The organism is Roseateles aquatilis (assembly GCF_002205645.1).
GTDB lineage: Bacteria > Pseudomonadota > Gammaproteobacteria > Burkholderiales > Burkholderiaceae_C > Roseateles > Roseateles aquatilis.
The window spans coordinates 91438-113293 of the sequence record NZ_NIOF01000004.1 but is presented as its reverse complement, the minus strand read 5'-3'; the positions used below and the strand labels follow the sequence as shown (position 1 = coordinate 113293).

Sequence of the window (21856 nt, the reverse complement as noted above, 5' to 3'; positions counted from 1 at the left end):
CCACCATGACCGCGAATCACGATCTGATCGCGCGCGCGATCGCCTCGACCCGGGTGCCGCGAGACCCGTGGATGCCGAAGGGCGGCGCAGTGCCGAAGCCGGCGTCCGGTATCGCGGCGGCGCGCTGCGACTGCGCCTCGGCGCCCGGCGTCGACGTCGACGTCGCGGCTTCGCCCTTCCGGCACGGCGCGCGGCGCGCGGCCGCGAGCGCACCGTGGCGCCTGCCGACATGGCTGTTGGGCGCGGCGCTCCCGGTCGCGACGCTCGCGCTGGCCGAGGCCGCGGTGCGGCTGGGCTGGATCGCGCCGAATCTGCTGCCGGCGCCGAGTGACGTCGCGGAGGCGCTCACGCAGATGGTGCGCGACGGCGTGCTGGCGCAGCACATCGTGGCGAGCACCTTGCGGGTGGCGGCGGGTTTTGCGCTGGGCGCCGCGCTCGCGGTGCTGCTGGGCGCGCTGGTGGGGCTGTCCGGCTTCGCCGCGGCGCTGTTGACGCCCAGCTTCCAGGCGCTGCGGGCCATCCCGTCGCTGGCGTGGGTGCCGTTGCTGCTGCTGTGGCTGGGGATCGACGAGGCGTCCAAGGTCGCGCTGATCGCGATCGGCGCGTTCTTTCCGGTCTACATGGGGGTCTCGGCGGGCTTCCGGGACGTGGATCGCAAGTTGGTCGAGGTCGCCCGCCTGCGCGGCCTGGGCCGCGTCGCGCTGGCACGGCGCGTGTTGTTGCCCGCCGCGTTGCCCTCGGTGCTGACGGGCTTGCGCAACGGCTTGAGCCTGGCGTGGATGTTCATGGTCGCGGCGGAGCTGATCGCCGCGAGCCGAGGGCTCGGTTACCTGCTCACCGACGGCAGGGAAACGGGACGGGCCGACCTCGTGATGGCGGCCATTGTGTTGCTGGCGGTGCTGGGCAAGCTCAGCGACGGTGCGATGGCGGCGGTGGAACGACGCGCGCTGAGATGGCGCGACAGCTTCGGGGGCGCGACATGAGCTTGCTGGACGTAAGCGTGAGGACCAAGCGCTTCGGCGGCGAAGGGCAGGGCGGCGAGGCGCGCGAGGGTGCGGCGCCGGTGCTGTCGGACGTCCGCTTCCAACTGGCGGTGGGCGAAGTGCTCGGCCTGGTCGGCGCGAGCGGCTGCGGCAAGAGCACGCTGCTGCGCATCGTGGCCGGGCTGGATCCTGACTTCGACGGCGAGGTGCGGCTCGACGGGCGCACTCGACATGGACCGGACCGCGACATCGGCGTCGTCTTCCAGGAGCCGCGACTGTTTCCCTGGCTGACCGTGGCCGAGAACGTCGGCTTCGACCTCGGGCAGGGACACGACGAGCGATGGGTCGAGACGCTGCTCGACGAAGTCGGCCTGCGCGGCCTCGGTGACGCCTTGCCGCGCCAGCTGTCGGGCGGCCAGGCGCAACGCGCCGCGATCGCGCGGGCGCTGTACACGAAGCCGCGCGTGCTGTTGCTGGACGAGCCGTTCTCCGCGCTCGACGCCTTCACGCGCATGCGCCTGCAGGACCTGGTGCGCGAGGTCGCGCGGGCGCACCACACCAGCCTGCTGCTGGTGACGCACGACGTCGAGGAAGCGGTGCTGCTCTCGGACCGCGTGCTGGTGCTCGGCGCCGCGCCGGGGCGTGTGGTGCGACGCATCGACGTGCCGCTGGTGCACCCGAGAGGACGAGGCAGCGCCGCCGTGGCGGACCTGCGAGGCGAGGTGCTGCGCGAACTCGAACGGCAGCAATAGAGATTGCGACGACGGCGACGATGCAACGAAGGTCTTGATCGAACCTCGATGGTGACCAGGGCGGCGGGACCCGGGGCCGCCTGACCGACTTTGGGACTTAGGAGGGCAGGCGGCCCCGGGTTCCGCTGACCGTGCTCGGTGATTGCGCTCGCCGGTCGTGCTAGGTGATGCGCTCGTCGATGGTGCTCGGTGACCGACGTCGATAGCCATAAACCACCTAAGCAACGGCGAAGTTCTTCGTTCGGCACGGAAGGGGCGCTTCGCAGAATGGGGCGATTCCTGCTTCCCCTCAAACGTCGCCATGTCCGTCCTCCTGATCGCCGCCAGTCCCAGCCAGCGGTCCCGTTCCGGGGCCTTGCTGGGCGCCGCCGCCGAGCGTCTTCACCACCATGGCCTGCCGGCGCGCACGCTGCGGTTGCGCGACTTGCCGGCGCAGCCCTTGCTGCACGCGGACTTCGAGGATCCCGTGCTGAAGGAGGCGCTTGCCGCGGTGGCCCAGGCGCGTGTGATCGTGCTGTCGACGCCGATCTACAAGGCCGCGTACAGCGGCTTGTTGAAGGTCTTCCTGGACTTGCTGCCGCAGGACGGCCTGACGGGAAAGACCGTGTGGACGCTGGCCACGGGTGGCAGCCTCGCGCATTTGCTGGCGCTGGACTACGGCCTGCTTCCGGTGCTCTCGGCGCTGGGCGTACGCGCCCATGTCGACGGTGTCTATGCCGCTGACGCGCAGATCGCCAAGGACGCGGACGGTGAGTACCGCATCGGCGAGGACATCGCCCGGCGCTTGTCCACCGGCGCGTCGCAAGTGCTGGAGCGCGTGCCGCGTCCCGAGCCGGCCGTGCGTCCCGCGCTGGTCCTCTGAGGTCCGCGCGAATCCCGCCCCGGCTTCAATCCCGGCCCCGCCCGAGTTCAGCCCGAATTCAACCCAACATCAACCCGACAGCAACCCGCCGCCCGCACCCGCGCGCGTCACCTTCGAAGGATCGCCGACCGTGAACTTCCGACTCCAACGCCGCCATTCCCTGGCCATCGCCGCCGCCGCGCTGACGTTCCTCTCCGGCGCGTGCGGCCTGATCGGCGCGGCACGGGCACAGACGCCCGCCGCGCCGACGGAGATCCGCATCGGCTTCCAGAAATACGGCACCCTGACCGTGCTCAAGGCCAAGGGCGATCTGGAGAAGCGCCTCGCGCCGCTGGGCGTGACCGTGAAGTGGAACGAGTTTCCCGCCGGGCCGCAGTTGCTCGAAGGCCTGAACGTCGGCTCCATCGACTTCGGCACCGTCGGCGAGGCGCCGCCGATCTTCGCGCAGGCGGCCGGCGCCGATTTCGTCTACGTCGCCAACCAGCCGCCCGCGCCTGCCGCCGAGGCGCTGGTCGTGCCCAAGGACTCGACCATCCGCACGCTCGCCGACCTGAAGGGCAAGAAGGTCGCGCTCAACAAGGGCTCCAACGTCCACTACCTGCTGGTCAAGCTGCTGGAGAAGCAGGGCCTGAAGTACGGCGACATTCAGGTCGTCTACCTGCCGCCGGCGGACGCGCGCGCCGCCTTCGAGCGCGGCGCGGTCGACGCGTGGGTGATCTGGGATCCGTTCCTGGCCGCGGCCGAGCGGCAACTCGGTGTGCGCGTCCTGGCCGACGGCAAGGGCGTGGTCGCGAATCACCAGTTCTATCTGGCCGCGCGCGCCTACGCGGACAAACATCCGCAGGTCGTGCAGGCGATCGTCGATGAACTGGCGCGACTGGACCGCTGGTCCGAGGGCAACACCAAGGCCGTCGCGACGCTGCTGGCGCCGCAGATCGGCCTGGACCTGGCCACCACCGAGCTGGCGGCCGGTCGTTTCTCCTACGGCATCCAGCCCATCACGCCGGCGATCGCCGCCGAGCAGCAAAAGATCGCCGACGCCTTCCACGAGCTCAAGCTGATCCCCAAGCCGATCCGCATCGCCGACGCGCTGCCCAAGTCGGTCCGCACCGCGGCCAGGTGATCGCTTCCTGAAGTCCCGGCGCCGCCTTCGGGCCGCGCCGAGCCCGCCCCGCTTCCTCCGTCAGACAAGCCTCCCCATGAAGATCCTCTGGTTCATCCCCACCCATGGCGACTCGCGTTACCTCGGCACCTCCAAGGGCGCGCGCGTGGCCGACTTCGACTATTACCGGCAAGTCGCGATCGCCGCGGACAGCCTCGGCTACGAGGGCGTGCTGCTGCCCACGGGCCGCAGTTGCGAGGACAGCTGGATCGTGGCGGCCAGCCTGATCGAGGCCACGCGCCGGCTGAAGTTCCTCGTCGCGTTGCGGCCCGGGCTGGTGCAGCCGGTGCAGTCGGCGCGCATGGCGGCGACGCTGGACCGGCTCTCCGGCGGGCGGCTGCTGGTCAACCTGGTGACCGGCGGCGACCCCGACGAGCTGGCCGGGGACGGGCTGTTCCTCCCGCACGCGGAGCGGTATGCGCTGTCGGAGGAGTTCCTGCGGGTCTGGCGCGACGTGCTGTCCGCCAGCCACGACGGCGAGGCCATCGACTTCGACGGCGAGCAACTGCGCGTGAAGGGCGGCAAGCTGCTCTATCCGCCGGTGAGCCGGCCCTATCCGCCGGTGTTCTTCGGTGGGTCCTCGGACCCGGCGCTGGCGCTGGCCGCCGAGCAGGTGGACACCTACCTGACCTGGGGCGAGCCGCCGGAGGCCGTCGCCGGGAAGATCGGCGCAGTGCGCGCCCTGGCCGAGACCCGCGGCCGCAAGCTCGAATACGGCATCCGCCTGCACGTCATCGTGCGCGAGACCGAGGAAGAGGCCTGGGCCGCCGCCGGCGATCTGGTGCGGCACCTGGACGAGGACGTCGTCGCCGCGGCGCAGGCCAAGTTCGCGTCCATGGACTCGGTCGGGCAACGGCGCATGGCGGAGCTGCACGGCGGCCGTTTCGACAAGCGGGACATCCGCGCGGGGCTGGAGATCTCGCCCAACCTGTGGGCGGGCGTGGGCCTGGTGCGCGGCGGCGCCGGCACGGCGCTGGTGGGCGATCCGCAGCAGGTCGCGGACCGCATCAAGGCGTATGCCGAGCTGGGTCTGGAGTATTTCGTGCTCAGCGGCTACCCGCATCTGGAAGAGGCCTACCGCTTCGCCGAGCTCGTCTTCCCGCTGCTGCCGCTGGACGTGCGCGAGAAGCTGAGCTCGCCCAGGCTGACCGGGCCGTTCGGAGAGATCGTCGCCAACAACTATGTGCCGGGGCCGGCCAAGCTGGCCGCCGCGAGCTGAGATGAGCGGCGCGAGCCATTCTTCGAGGCGCCTGCCGGGTTCCGTCGCGGCGCTGCTGCCGTGGGTGGTGCCCACGCTGGTGCTGGCGATCTGGCAATTGAGCGCGCAGGCCGGCTGGCTGTCGACCCGCGTGTTGCCGGCACCCACCGCGGTGGCGCAGGCGGCGTGGAACCTGGCGGTCTCGGGCGAGCTCTGGCGGCATCTGGCCGTCAGCACCGGCCGGGCCTTCCTGGGCTTCGCCGTGGGCGGTGGGCTCGGCCTGCTGTTGGGGCTACTGACCGGCTCGCAGCGCTGGGCCGAGACGGCGCTGGACACGACGCTGCAGATGCTGCGCAACATCCCGCCGCTGGCGCTGATCCCGCTGGTGATCCTGTGGTTCGGCATCGACGAGACGGCCAAGCTGTTCCTGGTCGCGCTGGGCGTGTTCTTCCCGGTCTACCTCAACACCTTCCACGGCATCCGCGGCGTGGACCGCGACCTGATCGAGATGGCGCGGTCCTACGGGCTGAACGGTTGGGCGCTGTACCGGCGCGTGATCCTGCCGGGGGCGACGGCGTCCATCCTGGTGGGACTGCGCTTTTCGCTCGGACTGATGTGGGTGTTGCTGATCGTGGCGGAGACCATCTCCGCGCAGAGCGGCATCGGCTACATGACGATGAACGCGCGGGAGTTCCTGCAGACGGATGTGGTGCTGGTGGGCATCCTCATCTATGCGCTGCTGGGCAAGCTGGCCGACGTCGCGGCGCAGGCGCTGGAGCGCGCCTGGCTGCGCTGGCATCCGGGGTACCAGACATGATGAGCGTGACCGAGATCGACGTCCTGGGCGAATGGCAGGATTCGCAGAACTCGCGGGAGTCGCAGGCCTCCCGACCCTTGCGACCCGCCGTGCCGTCGCCCGCCCGCCGTGCCGCGTCCGCCGTGCTGCGGGAGGCCGTGCCGACAGGGCCGGGTGGACAGGCCGTGCGCCTGGACGGGCTGTCCAAGTCCTTCGGGGAGCGCCAGGTGCTGCATGGCATCGACCTGCGGGTCGGTGCCGGCGAGTTCGTCGCGGTGATCGGCCGCAGCGGCTGCGGCAAGAGCACGCTGCTGCGCTTGCTGGCCGGGCTGGACGCGCCGAGCGCGGGCCGGCTGGAGGCGGGCGACGCAGCCGACCTGCGCTTCATGTTCCAGGACGCGCGGCTGCTGCCGTGGGCGCGGGTGCTGGACAACGTCGCGCTCGGCCTGGACGGGCCGCAGGCGCGGGACCAGGCGCTGGAGGCGCTGGCGCAGGTGGGCCTGGCGGATCGCGCGCTGGAGTGGCCGGCGCGCCTGTCCGGCGGGCAGCGGCAGCGGGTCGCGCTGGCGCGGGCGTTGGTGCACGCGCCGCGGCTGCTGCTGCTGGACGAGCCGCTCGGCGCGCTGGACGCACTGACGCGCATCGACATGCAGCGCCTGATCGAGACGTTGTGGGCGCGCCATCGGTTCACCGCGTTGCTGGTCACGCATGACGTGGCGGAAGCCGTCGCGCTGGCTGACCGCGTGCTGCTGATCGAGGACGGGCGGCTGGCACTGGACCTGCGCATCGATCTGCCGCGGCCGCGACGCCGCGATGCCGCCTTCGCGGCACTGGAGCAGCAGTTGCTCGACCGCGTGCTGAAGACGCCGGGACAGGAGACGCATGACCCGACCCCGCGCGTGCCGCTGGCGGTGCCGGCGCCGATGCTGCGCTGGGCGGTCTGAGCGATCGGGTCGAACGATCGGGTCGAGCGGTTGATCTGAACGGTCGATCTGAGCGATGGTCGGACCGGCGCCTGCGTTCGAGGCGGACTTCCACCCAGACCGCCGCGCCGACGTCGCCGGGATGGCACCGTGGGCTCCGTCGGTGCAGGTGGCGCAAGTGGCGCGGCGATGCCGGGCATGGGCTTGAGCCTCGCCCCTGCCTTGCGTTACCCTGAATCGATGACATCGATGGTGACCCCGCTTCCGAACGCGGAATGGCCTTATCTTGAGATCCTCGTCCGCCTCGCGCTGGCGCTGTCCCTGGGGCTGCTGCTCGGGCTGGAGCGCGAGCGGCGCGGCAAGGAAGCGGGGCTGCGGACCTTCGGCTTCATCGCGTTGCTGGGCGCGCTGGGCGGCTCGCTGGGCGAGAACTACGCGCTGCTGAGCCTGCTGCTGGCCGCGGGCCTGGCCGTCCCGCTCAACGTGCACACGCTGCGCGCGGGCGTCGGGCCGGAGCTGACGACCTCCGCGGCGATGCTGGTGACCTGCATGGCGGGCATCCTGTGCGGCCTGGGCCACACGGTGACGCCGGCGGCGGTGATGGTCAGCACGACGGCGCTGCTGGCGTGGAAGGAGCGGCTGTCGGGTCTGTCGATGGGACTGTCGGAGGGCGAGGTGCGTTCCGCACTGCTGCTCGCCATCCTGGCCATCGTCATCTATCCGGCGTTGCCCACCGGCGCGGTCGGTCCCTGGCACCTGATCGAGCCGCGCGCCGCGTGGGTCACGGTGATTCTTATCGCCAGCATCGGCTTCGTGAATTACATCCTGTGGAAGCTGTACGGCAGCAAGGGCTCCGAGCTGTCGGCCTTCTTCGGCGGGCTGGTCAACAGCAACTTCACCGTCGTGGAGATGGCCACGCGGGTGCGCGAGACGCAGGGCCGTTTCGCCGAGGGCGCCTATCGGGCCGTGCTGGTGGCGGTGGCCGCGATGGTGATGCGCAACGGGGTGCTGCTGCTGATACTGACGCCGCTGGCCTTCGTCAACGCCGCCGCGGCCTTCCTGCTGATGGTGGCGGGGGCGGCGGGTTTCGTCCTGCTGAGCCTGCTGCACCGGCGCGGCATCGCGGCGGACGACGTGTCCGACATCAAGCTGGAGCTGCCGTTCTCGCTGCCCGTGGCGTTGCGCTACGGGCTGCTGTTCCTGGCGCTGCACGTGGTGGGCCGGTTGATGCAGCGGGAGTTCGGCGAGTCCGGCTTCTACCTCGTCACCATCGTCGGCGGCCTGCTGTCGAGCGCCAGCGCCGTGGCCGCCGCGGCCAGCATGGCCGCGCAAGGCGCGATCGGTTTCGACGTCGCGGCCAACGGCGCGGTGCTGGCGTCGTTGACCAGCCTGGCGTTCAGCCTGTCCTTCATCGTCCGCACCGGTCACCCCAAGCTGATCGCGCGGCTGGCGCTGGCGATGATCGCGATCGCGGCGTTCGGCGGGCTCGGCATCATGGTGCGCGAGCTGGTCGCGCCGCTGGTGATCCGTCTGCTGCCGCCGGGCGGCTGAGCCGGCCCGGCGACCGCGTCCCCTATTGCCCACGCGTGACGTTCGCCGTATCGTCCAACCCCGGCAGGCGCCCACGGCGCCGCCGATAAGAACGAGCCGGACGAACCGGCGCCAGGGAGGATCAGCATCGAGCGCCGCCACCGGCCCGTCCGGGCCAGGTGCGTGAGCTGGGTCGTGCGAGGGAAACTTCCGGTGTCGGGCAGGGCGGCTCGCCCATCGATCGCTCGTCGCCCGCGTGGCGACGGACTTCACCGGAACAGCTTCATGCGACTCTCGATCCGTTTCGCCAGACGCGCCGCGCTGGCCCTTCTCGTCGTCTCCAACACCGCGATGGCAGATCCCCAGTGGTGCACGGGCAAGGTGCAGCGGGTGCTGCACGAGGTCAACGGCGCGGTGTCCGTCTTCATGTCGTATCGCAATGACTGGACTTACCTGTGCAGTACCGAGAGCGTCCGGGGAGGCGTGCCCGTCGCCGTGTGCAAGAGTTGGCTGGCGTCCTCACAGCTCGCGATCAGCACCAACATGACGGCGGTGGTCCAGTACCCGGAAGCGCCGGCCTGCCACCTGCTCCCGAGCTACAACAACGCGCCCGCGCCCAGCTACTTCCAACTGGTGTCCCCGACGGTCCAGTGAGACGCCTGGCGCGTCACCGCCTTGCCTTCGCCTCCAGCACGAAGTAGGCCCCCGTGGCCACCATCAGCGGGGCGAGGTAGTACAGCGCCCGATACGCGATCAACGCCGCGAGCACCTTGCCGGGCCCCAGCGTGGGGCCCAGCAGCCCCACGAACACGGCCTCCAGCACCCCCAACCCCGCGGGCACGTGGGTGACGACGCCGGCCACCGCCGCGACCAGCAGCACGGCCAGCGTCTCCGGGTAGGTCGCGCCTTGCCGCAACAGCACCCACAACACCGCGCCCATCGTCAACCAGTTGGCCGACGAGATCACCAGTTGCATCAACGCGAGCCGGAAGCTGGGCAGGAAGAATTCGTGGCCGCGCAGCGTCGCCTCGCGCCGGGTGGCGAAGGCGCACAGCGCGAGGTAACCGCCGACCAGCACCCACATCAGCGCGCCCAGCCCGCGCAGTGCGGCGGCGCCGACCTGCCAGTCGGCCGGCGGAGACAGCTCGCCCAGCAGGAACAGACCGCCCGCCAGCACGCCGTAGCCCAGCCAGTTGGACGCCATGCTGAGCGCGAGGATCTGCGTCGGCACCGGTTGCGCGAGACCCTCGCGCGCATACAGCCGCAGCCGCATCGCGACGGCGCCGACCAGCGAGCCGAGGTTGAGGTTGAACGCGTAGCTGATGAACGTGATCAGCATCACCCGGCGCGTGGGGACCCGATGGCCGGTCCAGCGCTTGCCGATCAGGTCGTAGCCGCTGTAGATCAGATGGCTGAGCACGCACAGCGCCGCGGCGCCCACGAGCACGTCGACCGGCATGCCGCGCAGCGCGGCGATGACCTCGGGCCATTCGATCTTGCGTCCGGCCCACGCCAGCAGCGCGAGCACGGCGATGCCGAACAGCGCGCCCAGCCATCGGCCCCAGCGATGCCGGCTCGCGGAAAACGAGGCCGGAGCCGCCGGAGCGACGGGGGAGCCCGGCGCGGCGCTCAATCGACGGCCTTTCCGCTCAAGGGGTCGATCTGCCACTGCCAGGCCTGCGCCGGCGGCGATTGCGGCGCGCTGACCAGCACCGGCGTCTCCGCCACCGGCATGACCGGCTGCGTCATCCGGGGCAGGCGCGCGAGCCAGCGCGGGAAGTGCCGCATCACGTGGAAGACCACCGCGCCGACGCCCAGCCGCCACCACCAGCGATGCATCGTCGTGTCCTCCAGCTTCAGCTTGCGGCAGCGGTCCCGCATCAACGGCTGCAGCTTGTCGCGCAGCGCGCGATTGAAATCGGCGTCCTCGATGATCAGGTTGGCTTCCAGGTTCAGCGACAGGCTCAGCGGATCCAGGTTGCTGGAGCCCACCGTCGCCCAGGCGTCGTCCACCAGCGCGACCTTGCCGTGCATCGGCCGCTCGCAGTACTCGTGGATGTGGACCCCCGACCGCATCAGCTGCCCATAGACCATCCGCGCCGCCCACCTTGCCCAGGCGATGTCCGGCTGGCCCTGCAGGATCAGGTGGACGTCCACGCCGCGCCGCGCGGCGCGCTGCATGCTGCGCAGCAACAGGAAGCCGGGGAAGAAGTAGGCGTTGGCGATGATCACCTCGCGCCGGGCCGCGTGCAGGGCGAGCCGGTACATGCGCTCGATGTCGTCGCGGTGCCGGTGGTTATCACGCGTGACCACGACGGCCTTGGCCCGCTCGGCGTGCGCAGGCGTCGTGACGCGCGCGCCCCGAGCGGCATTCTTCGTCGCGCCGCGCAGGGACCACCAATGGCGGGGCGCGGCGTGCTCGACGATCTCGCTGGTGACGCGCCGCAACTGGTCCACCGCCGGGCCGTGCACGCGCACCGCGTAGTCCTGCTTGGCCTCGGGCCCGAAGTCGATCAGGTGATCGGCCGAGAAGTTGATGCCGCCGATGAAGCCGACCTCGCCGTCGACGACGACGATCTTGCGATGCAGCCGCCGGAACGGCCGCAGCCGACGCGAGAGCCGCGGCGGCGGATCGAAGACGTGGATGCGCACGCCCGCGTCGATCAGGCCGCGCACGAACGGCTCCGACAGTTCCGGCGAGCCGAAGCCGTCCACCGTCATGTCGACCCGCACGCCGCGCCGCGCCGCCGCCATCAGCACCTCGCGCAGGGCCAGCCCGACCTTGTCCTCGAAGAGGATGAAGGTCTCGACCCGGACCTCGTGACGCGCCGCCTCGATCGCGGCGAAGACGGCCGGGAAGTACTCCTCGCCGTTCTCGAGCAGTTCGAGGCGGTTGCCGTCGGTCCAGTCGGGGCGCTTCACAGCGAGATCTCCGCCGCCAGCGGCGCATGGTCGGACAGGTGCGACCAGGGCCGGCGCGGCAGCACGATCGGATGCTGGACCGTCGCCCCGCGCACATAGATGCGATCCAGCGCCAGCAGCGGCAACCGCGCCGGGAAGGTCCGCGCCGCGGCGCCGTAAGCCTTCACGAAGACCTCGGCCAGGCCTGCGCAGCGGCTCAGCATGTGGTGGGCGCGCTGGCGCCAGTCGTTGAAGTCGCCGGCGACGATCACCGGCTCGTCGCCGGGGATGCCGTCGATGAGCTGGCACAGGCGCTGGACCTGCCGCTGGCGGTGCGATTCCCGCAGCCCCAGGTGCACGCAGATGGCGTGCAGCGGGCGTCCATCGGCCAGCCGCAGCACGCTGTGCAGCATGCCGCGGCGCTCGGGCCCCTCGATCGAGACGTCGTGGTTGGTGTGATGGGTGATCGCGAACTTGGACAGCAACGCGTTGCCGTGATGTCCCTGCGGATAGACCGCGTTGCGGCCGTACGCGAAGTCGCTCCACAGGCTGTCGGCCAGGAATTCGTAATGGGGCGTTCGCGGCCAGCTCGGGATGCGGGTGGCGTGCAGTTCATGCTCGCCCAGCACTTCCTGCAGGAAGACCACGTCGGCGGACACCGCCCGGACCGCTTCCCGCAGCTCGTGCAGGATGAAGCGGCGATTGAAGAAGCCGAAGCCCTTGTGGAGGTTGACGGTCAGGACGGTGATTTTCATGGCCTGCCGGAGTGGCAAGCCTTGTGCCCGCACGCCCGGTCGATAGCCGACCGCTATGAGCGGTGGCGCCGACCGGCGGCGGACCTCACGCGGTCACAGGTCTTCGGAGTTCAGCATCATCGGTCCGACGCACAGGACCATGAAGGTGAGGGCGAACGCCCCCACCAGAATCGCGCCGATCACTTCAAGCATGGACTGCTCCTGGTGGCGGGGCCGCAAGGCCGTTGCTGCGATGCCCGACGCCCCGGGCGCTGAGCCCGAAACGTCGGGAGGAGCGATCAATACTAGTCCCGTCCGCCCGCCCGCATCAATCGCGAGAACCGGTGACCCACCATCGGTTCGGGGGATTCCGGGCCCCCGGTTGCGGAAAGTTGCCGGGCGTGCTGCGGTTGTGGTGTCCGGAATGCGGACATTCGGATGCGCCCCCTCAGCGGGGGTGTCGGGCGCCCGGGTCGGATAACGGCGGCGGCGCGCGCTTGTGCGCCTCGTCGTCCATCAGCTCGAACCACATCGCGTTCAGTACCGCGAAGCCGGCGGCCAGCGGCAGGCCCAGGAGCCAGGCGAAGTACCACATGAGAAGTCCTCTCTCCGGTCAGGGACCGGCATGTTGAATCCAGGCCGCGACCCGCGGGCGGGTCGCGGCGCGCCGCCACCGCGCGGCTACTCGGCGTGACCGCGCGACGGCCGCGATCAATACGCGTGGTCGCCGTGCGTGATGTCGCGCGGCCGGACCTTGCCCCAGATGACGCTGTAGACCCAGGCGGTGTAGATCAGGATCAGGGGCACGAAGACCACCGCGCAGACCAGCATGATGAACAGCGTCAGGTGGCTGGACGACGCGTCCCACACCGTCAGCGCCGACGCCAGGTGCGTCGACGACGGCACGATGAACGGGAACATCGAGGCGCCCACGCTCAGGATGATCCCCGCGATGGACAGGCCGCTGAAGATCAGCGTCAGGCCCTCCCAGCGCGCCCGCAGGCCGACGAAGGCCAGCAGCGCCCCGGCGAAGCCCAGCACCGGTGCCAGCAGCGTCCACGGGTGGTTGGCGTAGTTGGTCAGCCAGCCGCCCGCGATGCCCGCCTGCACCGTCTTGGCCAGCGGATTGGACGGCCCGTTGGGCAGGTGCGTGCTGGTCCACTGGTAGCCGGTCACGTACTTCCAGATCAGCAGGCCGGCCAGCGCGTACAGCACGATGGTGACCAGCGCCGCGACGCTCGCCGCGCCGCGCGCGCGGGCGGCCACCGCGCCCTCGGTCTTGAGCGCCAGCCAGGCGCCGCCGTGCATCACCAGCATCGCCACCGAGACCAGCCCGCACAGCACCGCGAACGGGTTCAGCAGGCCCAGGAAACTGCCCTCGTAGGTCATGCGCATGTCCGGCGAGAAGTTGAACGGCACGCCCTGCAGCACGTTGCCGATCGCCACGCCGAAGATCAGCGACGGCACGAAACCGCCGATGAACAGGCACCAGTCCCAGGTGGCGCGCCAGGCCGGGCTCTCCTTCTTGCTGCGGTACTTGAAGCCGACCGGCCGCAGGATCAGCGCGAGGAGCGCCGCGAACATCGCCAGGTAGAAGCCCGAGAAGGACATCGCGTAGATGTGCGGCCAGGCCGCGAAGATGGCGCCGCCGCCCAGCACCAGCCAGACCTGGTTGCCCTCCCAGATCGGGCCGATGGTGTTGATGACGATGCGCCGCTCGACGTCCTCCCGGGCGACGAAAGGCAGCAGCGTGCCCACGCCCAGGTCGAAGCCGTCGGTGACGGCGAAGCCGATCAGCAGGATGCCCAGCAGCAGCCACCAGATGACGCGCAAGACGTCGTAGTCCAAGAGCGTGTGAAGAATCATGAGTTGCTCCGCGAGTTGCGTGAAGTCAGGCGCACCGCGCTCAGACGGCGCGGACCTTGCCGATCAGCGGCACGTCGGCGCCGTCGCCGTGGACCGGCTCGGGCTGCGGCCCTTTGCGGATCGCGGCCAGCATCAGCTTCATCTCCACCACGATCAGCACCGTGTAGAGCGCCACGAAACCCAGCAGCGTGAACAGCACGGTCTCGATGCCCAGGTTGGAGACGGCCACCGCGGTCGGCAGCACGCCCTCGACCGCCCAGGGCTGGCGCCCCAGCTCGGCGACGATCCAGCCGCACTCCGCCGCGATCCAGGGCAGCGGGATGGACCACACCGCCACCTTCAGCAGCCACGGGTGCGCGTCCAGCTTGCGGCGCGCCGAGAGCACGAAGAAGGTGCCCGTCAGCACGATGAAGAACAGCCCCAGCCCGACCATCACGCGGAAGGACCAGTACAGCGGCGCGACCTGCGGCACCGTGTCCCAGGCGGCCTTGGCGATCTGCTCCTCGGTGGCCAGGCGCGGATCGTCGACGTAGCGCTTGAGCAGCAGCGCGTAGCCCAGCGACGGGCTCAGGCCGTCGAAGGTCCGGGTCAACGCCGCCGACGCCGCCGCGCCCGGCGGCAGCGAGCGGATCTGCTGCAGCGCGTCGTAGGCGCGCTGGCCCTCGCGGATGCGGCGCTCGGCGAGCTTGACCAGGTCCAGGATGCCGGGAATCTCCTCGGTCAGCGAGCGCGTGCCGATCAGGCCCATCACCCATGGGATCTGGATCGCGTAATGGGTCTCGCGCGCCGCCTGGTCGGGGAAGCCGAAGGCGGTGAAGGGCGCGGGCGCGGGCTCGGTGTGCCACATCGCCTCGATGGCGGCGAGCTTCATCTTCTGGTGCTCGGAGGACAGGTAGCCGCTCTCGTCGCCCAGCACCACCACCGACAGCGAGGACGCGAGCCCGAACGATGCCGCCACCGTCATCGAGCGCCGCGCCAGGTCGATGTGGCGTCCCTTGAGCAGGTACCAGGCCGAGACCCCCAGCACGAAGATCGACGCGACGACATACCCGGCCGACACGGTGTGCACGAACTTGGCCTGCGCGACCGGGTTGAACAGCACCTGGGCGAAGTCGCTGACCTCCATCCGCAGCGTCTGCGGGTTGAGCCGCGCGCCGACCGGGTTCTGCATCCAGCCGTTGGCGATCAGGATCCACAGCGCCGAGAAGTTGGTGCCCAGCGCGGTCAACCAGGTCACGATGCAGTGCGCCACGCGCGACATGCGGTCCCAGCCGAAGAAGAACATGCCGACGAAGGTGGCTTCGAGGAAGAAGGCCATCAGGCCCTCGATCGCGAGCGGCGCGCCGAAGATGTCGCCGACATAGTGGCTGTAGTAGCTCCAGTTCATGCCGAACTGGAATTCCATCACCAGGCCGGTGGAGACACCCAGCGCGAAGTTGATGCCGAACAGCACCCCCCAGAACTTGGTCATCTGCCGCCAGATGGGCCGTCCGGTCATCACGTAGACGGTCTCCATGATGGCCAGCAGGATGGACAGTCCGAGCGTCAGCGGCACGAACAGGAAGTGATAGAGCGCGGTCATCGCGAACTGCAGTCGGGATAAACCGACGATGTCCAGGTCCATGTTGAGATCCTCCTGGTGATGTGATGGATGTGATGCGAGACGGGGTCAGGTCTTGGCGAGGGCGGAAACGGGGTCGGGCGCGCGGTGGGGCGCGGCGACGCGGCCGGGCTCCAGGGCGGCAGCTGAAACGGGCTCGACAACAGGTTCGGCGACGGCACCGGAACGAGGCGTGGCAACGGCATCCGGCGCGGGCGCGCACGCGGGATCGATGCGATCGGCGCGCAACGCCCGCAGTGCCCGATCGAAGGCGGGCGTGCCGCGGCGCAGATCGGCGACGAGCCGGCCGTGTTCGAGCTGGAGCAGCCGGTCGGCCAGCTCGGCCTCGCGGCGCAGATGGGTGGCGATCAGCAGCGTGCGATCGCCGGCATGGCGGCGCAGTCGCGCCAGCACGTCGCGCGCGACGTCGGCGTCCAGGGCCTCGGTGGGCTCGTCCAGCAGCCACAGCCGGGTCGGTCGCAACAGCAGGCGGGCCAGCGACAGGCGACGCGCCTGGCCGCCGGACAGCCCCAGCCCGCCTTCGCCCAGCGGCGTGTCCAGTCCGTGCGCGAAGCGCGACACGTCGCGGCCGAGGCCGCAGGCGTGCAGGACGTCGAGCAGGCGCTCGTCCGACGCGTCGAGGTCGGCGAGCCGCAGGTTCTCCGCCAGACTGTCCTGGAACAGCTCGGTCCGCTGCGTGAGCCAGGTGCAGGGCAGGGCGCTCGCGGCGCCCGAGGCGGGACGCAGTTCGCCGGCGACCAGCGCGAGCAGCGTGGACTTGCCGGCGCCGCTGGGGCCGATCACGGCGACCCGTTCACCGCGGCGGATGCACAGGTCCAGCGCGCCTAGGACGACGCGCGAGGACTCGTCGTGCGCGGCGCTCGCCCCGACGAGGTCGATCGCGAGGCCCTCGTCGGGACGCGGCACCGCGGGCGCGGTGTCCGCATCCGCCGCGTCCACGTCGTCATCCCTGAGCCGCGGTGACAGACGACGAGCGGCCAGCGCGCCACGGCCCGCTTCGATCGCGCCGCGGCGCAGCGCCGCGAAAGGCTCCATCGCCGCCAGCGCGACGAGCAGCGCGAGCGCCGCCGAGGGGACGTCGATCAGGCCGCGCGCCACCAGCGCTCCCGCGGCCAGCAGCACGCCGGACAGCGTCAGGCTGCCCGCGGCGGTGAAGGCGCCCCCCGCGTGGACTTCCAGCCGCTGCAGCGCCCGGTCCGCCTTGGCGAGCCGGGCGTCGGTGCCGCGCAGCGCCGCGCATTGCGCCGGAAGGCGGCCGGCCATCGCCAGATCGGTCTGCCCGGCGACGAGATCGACGGCGCGCTCGCGCAAGCGCTCCAGCGCGACGGCGCGCCGCAGCGCCAGCGGTCGCGCGCGTCGCGCCACGTGCATCGTCACCGCGGCGCCGACGATCAACAGCCCGGTGGCGACGGCGATGCCCAGCCACGGGTTGAGCGCGCCCAGCAGTGCCCCGGTGAGCAACGCCGCGCCCGCGGCCGAGGCGACGGGCACGGCCACGCGCAGGTAGAGCGATTCCAGCGCGTCGATGTCCGCCGTCAGCCGGAACAACAGCCGTGCCGGACGGCGCAGCAGCGCGCGCGCCGCGCCGGGGCGGGCCCAGCGCCGGAACAGTCGCTCCCGCAGCGCAGCGAGCACCGCCAGCGTGGCGTCGTGCGTGACGACGCGTTCACCGTAGCGCCCGGCGGTCCGCGCCAGCGCGAGCAGCCGCACGCCCGCGCTCGGCAGGAAGACATTGAAGGCGAGGGCGCCGGCGGTCAGCCCGGCCAGGCCCGCCGCGGCGATGAACCAGCCGGAGAGGCCCAGCAGCGCGATGCCGGCGAGGACCGTCAGCAGCGCCAGCAAGGCGCCCAGCAGCAGGCGGCGACCGGCGGTGCGGGAGAACAGCGCCACGATGGCGCCGAGATCGCCGGAGCGCCTGCGCGTGGGGCGGCCCTGGCGACCGGTGTGACCGGGGCGATCAGCGTGATCACGGCGATCAGGCGGCTCGGGGGGGGCGCGATCGAGGTGCTCGCCCTGGCGGGCCTGCCGGCCTTGTTCCCCGAGAAGCGTCATGCGATGCGCCGCCGCCGGCGCGGCGGTGGTTGATCGTCGCGCGAGCGGACTCGGGAGGGGAGTCGCGGTTGGGCTGGCGGTTGGACTGGCGATCGGGCTCGCCGTCGGCAGCGCGATGGCGCGATCCAGTCGCGCGATCAAGGCGGCATCGTGCGTCGCCACGATCAGGGTGCGGCCCGTCGCCAGGTGGAGCAGCGCATCGGCGACGCGCTCGGCGGTCTCCGGGTCGAGGTGGGCGGTGGGTTCGTCGACCAGCAGCAGGCCCGCGTCGCGATGCGCCGCCGCGCGCGCGAGCGCCAACCGGACCTGCTCGCCGCCGGACAGGCCCGTGCCGCGCTCACCGAGGGCGTCGTCCAGCGAGGCGTTGGTCACCGCGTCCAGCGCCGCGACCCGCAGCGCCGCGACCACATCGTCGCGGTTCACGCCGGGCCGGTCCATCGCCACGTTGCGCCGCACCGAGCCGGCGAAGACATGCGGTTGTTGGCCGATCCACGCCATGCGTGCCCGCAGCGCGGCCGCGTTGCCGGGGGTCAGGCGTGCACCGCCGATGTGCAGTGCGCCGTCGGTCGCCGGGACCAGTCCGGCCAGCAGCGCGAGCAACGTCGTCTTGCCCGCGCCGCTGGCGCCGACGAGCGCGACGTGTTCGCCCGCGCGGATGTCGAGATCGAGGCCGGCGAAGACGTCGTGCTCGGTCCCATGACGGAAATGGAGGCCGCGAATCGACACGTCGACGGCGCGCGCCGGCTCGATGCGATCCGGGGCGCCGTGGCCCGATGGCTCGTGAGGGGCGTCGTCCAGCGCGCCGGGCAGCGACGGGCCGTCGCGGTGGAGCTGTCCGATGAGCGCCATCGCGGCCTCGCCCGCCGCCTTGTCGTGCCAGACGGCGGCGAGCTCGCGCAGCGGCTCGAAGAACGCCGGCGCGAGCATCAGGATGAACAGGCCCTCGCCCAGGCTCAGCCGGCCGGACCAGGTGCCCCAGGGCAACGGCCCCAGCAGATGGAAGCCGACGTAGACCGCCGTCAACGCCACCGCGAGCGCGGAGAACAGCTCCAGCGCCGCCGAGGACAGGAACGCGATGCGCAGCACGCGCATGCCGCGCTGCCGGAGCGACTCCGCCGACGCGCGCAGGCGACGCGCGGTGATCTCGGTCGCGTCGAGCGAGCGGATCGTCGACAGGCCGCGCAGGCGGTCGAGCAGGAAGGCATTCATCTGGCCGAGCTCGACCATCTGCGCCTGACTGGCGGCCTTCGCGCGCCAGCCGATCAGGGCCATGAAGAGCGGGATCAGCGGCATCGCCAGGACCAGGATCAGCGCCGCGACCCAGGACAGGCCCAGCACCACCAGCGCGATCAGCGGCGGCACCAGCATCACGCGCCACTGTGCGCCGCGGTACCGCGCGAGCCAGGGCACCACGGCCTCGGCCTGCTCGGCCAGGACGCTGGCGGCGAGGCCGGACGCGGGCCGGTCGCGATCCAGCGGCGAGCGGCCGGCCAGCGCGGCGGCGGTGGCCAGGCGGAGTTCGGTGACGAAGTCGCGGGCGCGGTCGAAGACGCGCCGGGCGCCCCAGCCGTCCAGCACCGCGCGCAGCAGGCCGAGCACGGCGATACCGACGGCCGGCATCACGACGCCGCGCAGGCCGCCGCCATCGGCCAGTCGCTGCACGGCCATTGCCAGCAGCGCGGCTTGCGGCACCCACAGCAACGACGAGGCGCCCTGCGCGAACGCGCCGACCCCCATCGCGGGCAAGCGACCGGATGTGCTGGCGCTGGCACTGGCTTTCACGCGTCGACCTCCACGGGGGTGGCGAGGTGAGGACCTGGGGCAGGGGGCAGGCGGGGCGCGATCCGATGGACGGTCGGATCGCCAACGCGCGAGGGCCGGATATCGGAGGAGTCAAGACCCGGCACCGCGCGGCTGCGGCCGATTGTGGGCGAAAAATTTGGAGAGGCAAACATCGGCGTGGGCGAAGCGGGCTGCGGAGAATTTTGCGTGGCGGCCCGCCACTGCCCGAGCCGGAGCGTCGAATCCGTCAAAAGCGGTGCCGCGCGTTGTGCGCAGAGAGCGCCAGCACCGAACCGGCCGTCGTGTGCGTGTCCTCGGTGTGAAGCCCCTCTTGCGGCCATTGACGAGTCACGTGGGGCGGTTGTCGTGCTACATAATGAGAATGATTCCTATTATTGAAAAAAGACTCGGGAAGCCAACAAGGGGGTTTCAGGGATGCCATGCCCAGAGGACGAGAACATGGTCGCGGAAGCCGAACGATGCGACCTCACTGAAATATTCGTCACGAATCGACAGCGGCTGCGCCGCATTGCGTCGTCCATTGTTCAGAGCACGTCCGGCGCCGACGACGTGCTGCAGGACGCCTACCTGAAGCTGCTGGGCGCGCAGACCGCGGTGGAGGTCAAGCAGCCGCTGGCGTACTGCTGCCAGATCGTGCGCAACATGGCGCGTGACCACTTGCGGCGCCTGAGCTTCGAGTCCGGCCTGATGGCGCTGGAGGAAGAGGGCCAGTACGTGCCCGCGACCCACGGGCAGCCGGAGCTGCAGGCGATGCGGCGTCAGAACCTCGCGATCCTCAGCGACGCGCTGGACGAGGTGCCGGTGCGCACGCGCATCGCGTACGAGATGTACATCGTGCGCGGCATGACGCAGCGAGACATCGGCAAGGCGCTGGAAGTTTCGGTGGGGCTGGTGAACGCGCTCATCGCCGAAGCCGGCGAGGTATTGACGCGGCAGCGGCACCTGATGACCTGGGATTGACCGTACCCCGTTCAACAAGTCAGCGGAGTTACCATCGATCGGTCTTGTCCCGACCATTTGTGTAGCTTCGTGATCGTCCTCCCCCCTTGTCGAGATGGCCGGCCCCTTGCGCAGGATGCCGGCCGTTGCCCGTGCGCCCCGATGTGGGCGGCTCGGTCATGAACGGACCTGCGATCCCCCGCGGTCGTGGCGACGATCCCTTGTGGCGGACCGCCTGGGGGTGGCTGTGCCGCGCGCACGATGGCCCGTTGAGCGACGCCGAGCAGGCCGGGTTCCGCGCCTGGCTCCATGAAGACGCCGCGCATCGCCAGTGCTACGACGAAGCCTTGAAGCTGTGGGCCGAGGCCTCCCTCGTGCCGACGATCCACGTCGACCCGGACCCCGACGTGCCGCTGGACCTGGACGCGCTGCGCCAGGCCTTCCACGGCCGGGGCGGCTCGTCCTCGGAGGCCTGATCCGCGCCGCTCGCCGCGCGGCCGATCGCGCCGCGCATCGGATCGAACGCCGCTGTTGAACATCCCCGGGCGCTCGTTCGTCATGGACGGATGAGCAGCCTGGCCGAGGACCCCGTGGTCCGACGCGACTTCGCTGGCTGCTCGCTGTTCACAGAACGGGGAGCCCCATGTCCAGCAGTTGTTTCGATCGCGATGGCGAGATCTTCATCGTCCTCGTCAACCACGAGGACCAGTATTCGATCTGGCCGCATTGGAAGCCGGTGCCCGGCGGTTGGCAGGCCGTCGAAGGCGTGAAGGGCGACAAGCAGGCCGTCACCGAATTCGTCGACAGGACCTGGACCGACATGCGTCCGCGCTCGTTGCGCGAATGGATGGCGGCGCAGTCCGGTGCCGCCGAAGGCCAAGGCGGCCATGGCGGCGAGGGCGTCGTCGCGCCGTGACGTCGCCGGCCGTACCTTCCCCCATCGACCTGCTGCTGCTGCCCTGCGCGGGTGCCAGCGCGACGATGTACCTGCGCTGGCGCCGCAGCCTGCCGGCCTGGATCCGCCTGGTGCCGCTGGAGCTGCCCGGCCGAGGGGCTCGCCATGGCGAGCCGTTCGTCGAGGACTACGACGTGCTGGTGGGCCAGCTGTGCGATGCCGTCGATGCGCCGGCGGTCGCGCCGACGGGGCGATACGTCCTGCTCGGGCACAGCATGGGCGCGCTGCTGGCCCACGGTCTGGCACGGCGCCTGCGCGAGCGGTCGCGACCGCTGCCGGACGCGCTGATCGTGAGCGCGAGCGCCGCGCCCGCGATGCGCGAATCTATCCGCTTCCAGGGCCCGCTGGACGACGCCTCGCTGATCGCCGACCTGCGCCGCCAGGGCGGCACGCCGGACGCGGTGTTCGAGAACCCCGAACTGCTCCGCATGACGCTGGACGCGCTGGCCGCCGATTACCGCGTATGTGCGAGCTTCCGGCACGAGGCCCCGGGCGTGCCGCTGCCGATGCCCGTGCACGTGCTGGCCGGACGCGCCGATGCGATTCCGCCCGCCAGCCTCGCCGCCTGGGCGGCCGAAACCACGGGGCGCTTCACGCTCGACTGGTTCGACGGCGGCCACTTCTTCATCCGCCAGCAGGAGTCGCTGGTGCTGGCCGCGCTGGAGCGCGCGCTCCGGCCCCTGGCATCGGGAGCGAGCCATGCGGGCGTCGTCGCTGCCTGAATTCATGGCGCCGCGCGTCGACGTCTTCCAGCCCGACCTGGACCCGGGTGCGCCGAC

Annotated in this window: 19 protein-coding genes and 2 pseudogenes; 13 read left to right on the top strand and 8 right to left on the bottom strand. The window is 71.0% G+C overall.

The window, feature by feature from the left end; all coding sequences use genetic code 11:
- Nucleotides 1-5 precede the first annotated feature (5 nt).
- From CDN99_RS11060 to CDN99_RS11020, 9 genes are all read left to right on the top strand, one after another.
- Nucleotides 6-983, top strand: a complete 978-nt coding sequence (locus CDN99_RS11060; protein WP_238139479.1) for an ABC transporter permease — start codon at nucleotides 6-8, stop codon at nucleotides 981-983.
- Complete coding sequence (locus CDN99_RS11055) at nucleotides 980-1735, top strand: ABC transporter ATP-binding protein (protein WP_088385210.1); 756 nt, start codon at nucleotides 980-982, stop codon at nucleotides 1733-1735. The genes CDN99_RS11060 and CDN99_RS11055 overlap by 4 nt, the downstream gene beginning before the upstream one ends.
- Before the next feature lie 301 nt (nucleotides 1736-2036).
- On the top strand, nucleotides 2037-2597 hold the full coding sequence (gene ssuE, locus CDN99_RS11050; RefSeq protein ID WP_088384918.1) for an NADPH-dependent FMN reductase: 561 nt from the start codon (nucleotides 2037-2039) through the stop codon (nucleotides 2595-2597).
- Between the two features lie 130 nt (nucleotides 2598-2727).
- On the top strand, nucleotides 2728-3720 hold the full coding sequence (locus tag CDN99_RS11045) for a sulfonate ABC transporter substrate-binding protein (RefSeq protein WP_169727043.1): 993 nt from the start codon (nucleotides 2728-2730) through the stop codon (nucleotides 3718-3720).
- A 76-nt stretch (nucleotides 3721-3796) separates the two neighbouring features.
- Nucleotides 3797-4978, top strand: coding sequence for an FMNH2-dependent alkanesulfonate monooxygenase (ssuD, locus tag CDN99_RS11040; protein WP_088384916.1), 1182 nt, complete (start codon nucleotides 3797-3799; stop codon nucleotides 4976-4978).
- A 1-nt stretch (nucleotide 4979) separates the two neighbouring features.
- The gene (gene ssuC, locus CDN99_RS11035) at nucleotides 4980-5774 is read left to right on the top strand and encodes an aliphatic sulfonate ABC transporter permease SsuC (protein ID WP_088384915.1); all 795 of its coding nucleotides are present in this window, start codon (nucleotides 4980-4982) and stop codon (nucleotides 5772-5774) included.
- Entirely contained in the window at nucleotides 5774-6697 is a 924-nt protein-coding gene (locus tag CDN99_RS11030; protein ID WP_088384914.1) for an ATP-binding cassette domain-containing protein, read from the top strand. The genes ssuC and CDN99_RS11030 overlap by 1 nt, the downstream gene beginning before the upstream one ends.
- A 228-nt stretch (nucleotides 6698-6925) precedes the next feature.
- On the top strand, nucleotides 6926-8227 hold the full coding sequence (locus CDN99_RS11025; RefSeq protein ID WP_158218821.1) for an MgtC/SapB family protein: 1302 nt from the start codon (nucleotides 6926-6928) through the stop codon (nucleotides 8225-8227).
- Nucleotides 8228-8491: 264 nt separating this feature from the next.
- Nucleotides 8492-8860 (top strand): hypothetical protein, encoded by a 369-nt coding sequence (locus CDN99_RS11020; protein ID WP_088384912.1) that lies wholly within the window; start codon nucleotides 8492-8494, stop codon nucleotides 8858-8860.
- A 13-nt stretch (nucleotides 8861-8873) separates the two neighbouring features.
- On the opposite strand, the gene CDN99_RS11015 is transcribed toward CDN99_RS11020, so the two are convergent.
- The 8 genes and pseudogenes from CDN99_RS11015 to cydD all read right to left on the bottom strand — a co-directional run.
- The gene (locus CDN99_RS11015; protein ID WP_238139478.1) at nucleotides 8874-9839 is read right to left on the bottom strand and encodes a lysylphosphatidylglycerol synthase domain-containing protein; all 966 of its coding nucleotides are present in this window, start codon (nucleotides 9837-9839) and stop codon (nucleotides 8874-8876) included.
- The gene (gene clsB, locus CDN99_RS11010) at nucleotides 9836-11128 is read right to left on the bottom strand and encodes a cardiolipin synthase ClsB (RefSeq protein ID WP_088384910.1); all 1293 of its coding nucleotides are present in this window, start codon (nucleotides 11126-11128) and stop codon (nucleotides 9836-9838) included. The genes CDN99_RS11015 and clsB overlap by 4 nt, the downstream gene beginning before the upstream one ends.
- On the bottom strand, nucleotides 11125-11862 hold the full coding sequence (locus CDN99_RS11005) for an endonuclease/exonuclease/phosphatase family protein (RefSeq protein ID WP_088384909.1): 738 nt from the start codon (nucleotides 11860-11862) through the stop codon (nucleotides 11125-11127). Before CDN99_RS11005 ends, clsB begins: the two co-directional genes overlap by 4 nt.
- 427 nt (nucleotides 11863-12289) lie before the next feature.
- Nucleotides 12290-12436 (bottom strand): cytochrome bd-I oxidase subunit CydX, encoded by a 147-nt coding sequence (gene cydX / locus CDN99_RS11000; RefSeq protein WP_088384908.1) that lies wholly within the window; start codon nucleotides 12434-12436, stop codon nucleotides 12290-12292.
- A 116-nt stretch (nucleotides 12437-12552) separates the two neighbouring features.
- The gene (gene cydB, locus CDN99_RS10995; protein ID WP_088384907.1) at nucleotides 12553-13707 is read right to left on the bottom strand and encodes a cytochrome d ubiquinol oxidase subunit II; all 1155 of its coding nucleotides are present in this window, start codon (nucleotides 13705-13707) and stop codon (nucleotides 12553-12555) included.
- Between the two features lie 40 nt (nucleotides 13708-13747).
- Nucleotides 13748-15331 carry a cytochrome ubiquinol oxidase subunit I gene (locus CDN99_RS10990; protein WP_088384906.1) on the bottom strand — a complete coding sequence of 528 codons (1584 nt, stop codon included), beginning with the start codon at nucleotides 15329-15331 and terminating at the stop codon, nucleotides 13748-13750.
- A gap of 213 nt (nucleotides 15332-15544) precedes the next feature.
- Nucleotides 15545-17221: pseudogene (locus CDN99_RS10985) on the bottom strand (amino acid ABC transporter ATP-binding/permease protein); the annotation flags it as partial.
- A 267-nt stretch (nucleotides 17222-17488) separates the two neighbouring features.
- Nucleotides 17489-19117: pseudogene (gene cydD / locus CDN99_RS10980) on the bottom strand (thiol reductant ABC exporter subunit CydD); the annotation flags it as partial.
- Between the two features lie 504 nt (nucleotides 19118-19621).
- Here cydD and CDN99_RS10975 point away from each other — a divergent pair.
- From CDN99_RS10975 to CDN99_RS10960, 4 genes are all read left to right on the top strand, one after another.
- On the top strand, nucleotides 19622-20143 hold the full coding sequence (locus CDN99_RS10975; protein ID WP_158218820.1) for a sigma-70 family RNA polymerase sigma factor: 522 nt from the start codon (nucleotides 19622-19624) through the stop codon (nucleotides 20141-20143).
- Nucleotides 20144-20301: 158 nt separating this feature from the next.
- Nucleotides 20302-20598, top strand: coding sequence for a FecR/PupR family sigma factor regulator (locus CDN99_RS10970; protein ID WP_088385207.1), 297 nt, complete (start codon nucleotides 20302-20304; stop codon nucleotides 20596-20598).
- 167 nt (nucleotides 20599-20765) lie between these two features.
- Nucleotides 20766-21038: an MbtH family protein gene (locus CDN99_RS10965; protein WP_088384904.1), complete on the top strand. Its 273-nt coding sequence runs from the start codon at nucleotides 20766-20768 to the stop codon at nucleotides 21036-21038.
- Nucleotides 21035-21799, top strand: a complete 765-nt coding sequence (locus tag CDN99_RS10960) for a thioesterase II family protein (protein ID WP_310732473.1) — start codon at nucleotides 21035-21037, stop codon at nucleotides 21797-21799. Before CDN99_RS10965 ends, CDN99_RS10960 begins: the two co-directional genes overlap by 4 nt.
- Nucleotides 21800-21856 lie beyond the last annotated feature (57 nt).

Bases quoted from the DNA above. Each gene is read 5' to 3' on its own strand.
- CDN99_RS11060 (WP_238139479.1), top strand. From the start codon at position 6: ATGACCGCGAATCACGATCTGATCGCGCGCGCGATCGCCTCGACCCGG.
- CDN99_RS11055 (WP_088385210.1), top strand. From the start codon at position 980: ATGAGCTTGCTGGACGTAAGCGTGAGGACCAAGCGCTTCGGCGGCGAA.
- ssuE (WP_088384918.1), top strand. From the start codon at position 2,037: ATGTCCGTCCTCCTGATCGCCGCCAGTCCCAGCCAGCGGTCCCGTTCC.
- ssuD (WP_088384916.1), top strand. From the start codon at position 3,797: ATGAAGATCCTCTGGTTCATCCCCACCCATGGCGACTCGCGTTACCTC.
- ssuC (WP_088384915.1), top strand. From the start codon at position 4,980: ATGAGCGGCGCGAGCCATTCTTCGAGGCGCCTGCCGGGTTCCGTCGCG.
- CDN99_RS11030 (WP_088384914.1), top strand. From the start codon at position 5,774: ATGAGCGTGACCGAGATCGACGTCCTGGGCGAATGGCAGGATTCGCAG.
- CDN99_RS11025 (WP_158218821.1), top strand. From the start codon at position 6,926: ATGGTGACCCCGCTTCCGAACGCGGAATGGCCTTATCTTGAGATCCTC.
- CDN99_RS11020 (WP_088384912.1), top strand. From the start codon at position 8,492: ATGCGACTCTCGATCCGTTTCGCCAGACGCGCCGCGCTGGCCCTTCTC.
- CDN99_RS11005 (WP_088384909.1), bottom strand. From the start codon at position 11,862: ATGAAAATCACCGTCCTGACCGTCAACCTCCACAAGGGCTTCGGCTTC.
- cydX (WP_088384908.1), bottom strand. From the start codon at position 12,436: ATGTGGTACTTCGCCTGGCTCCTGGGCCTGCCGCTGGCCGCCGGCTTC.
- cydB (WP_088384907.1), bottom strand. From the start codon at position 13,707: ATGATTCTTCACACGCTCTTGGACTACGACGTCTTGCGCGTCATCTGG.
- CDN99_RS10990 (WP_088384906.1), bottom strand. From the start codon at position 15,331: ATGGACCTGGACATCGTCGGTTTATCCCGACTGCAGTTCGCGATGACC.
- CDN99_RS10975 (WP_158218820.1), top strand. From the start codon at position 19,622: ATGGTCGCGGAAGCCGAACGATGCGACCTCACTGAAATATTCGTCACG.
- CDN99_RS10970 (WP_088385207.1), top strand. From the start codon at position 20,302: ATGAACGGACCTGCGATCCCCCGCGGTCGTGGCGACGATCCCTTGTGG.
- CDN99_RS10965 (WP_088384904.1), top strand. From the start codon at position 20,766: ATGTCCAGCAGTTGTTTCGATCGCGATGGCGAGATCTTCATCGTCCTC.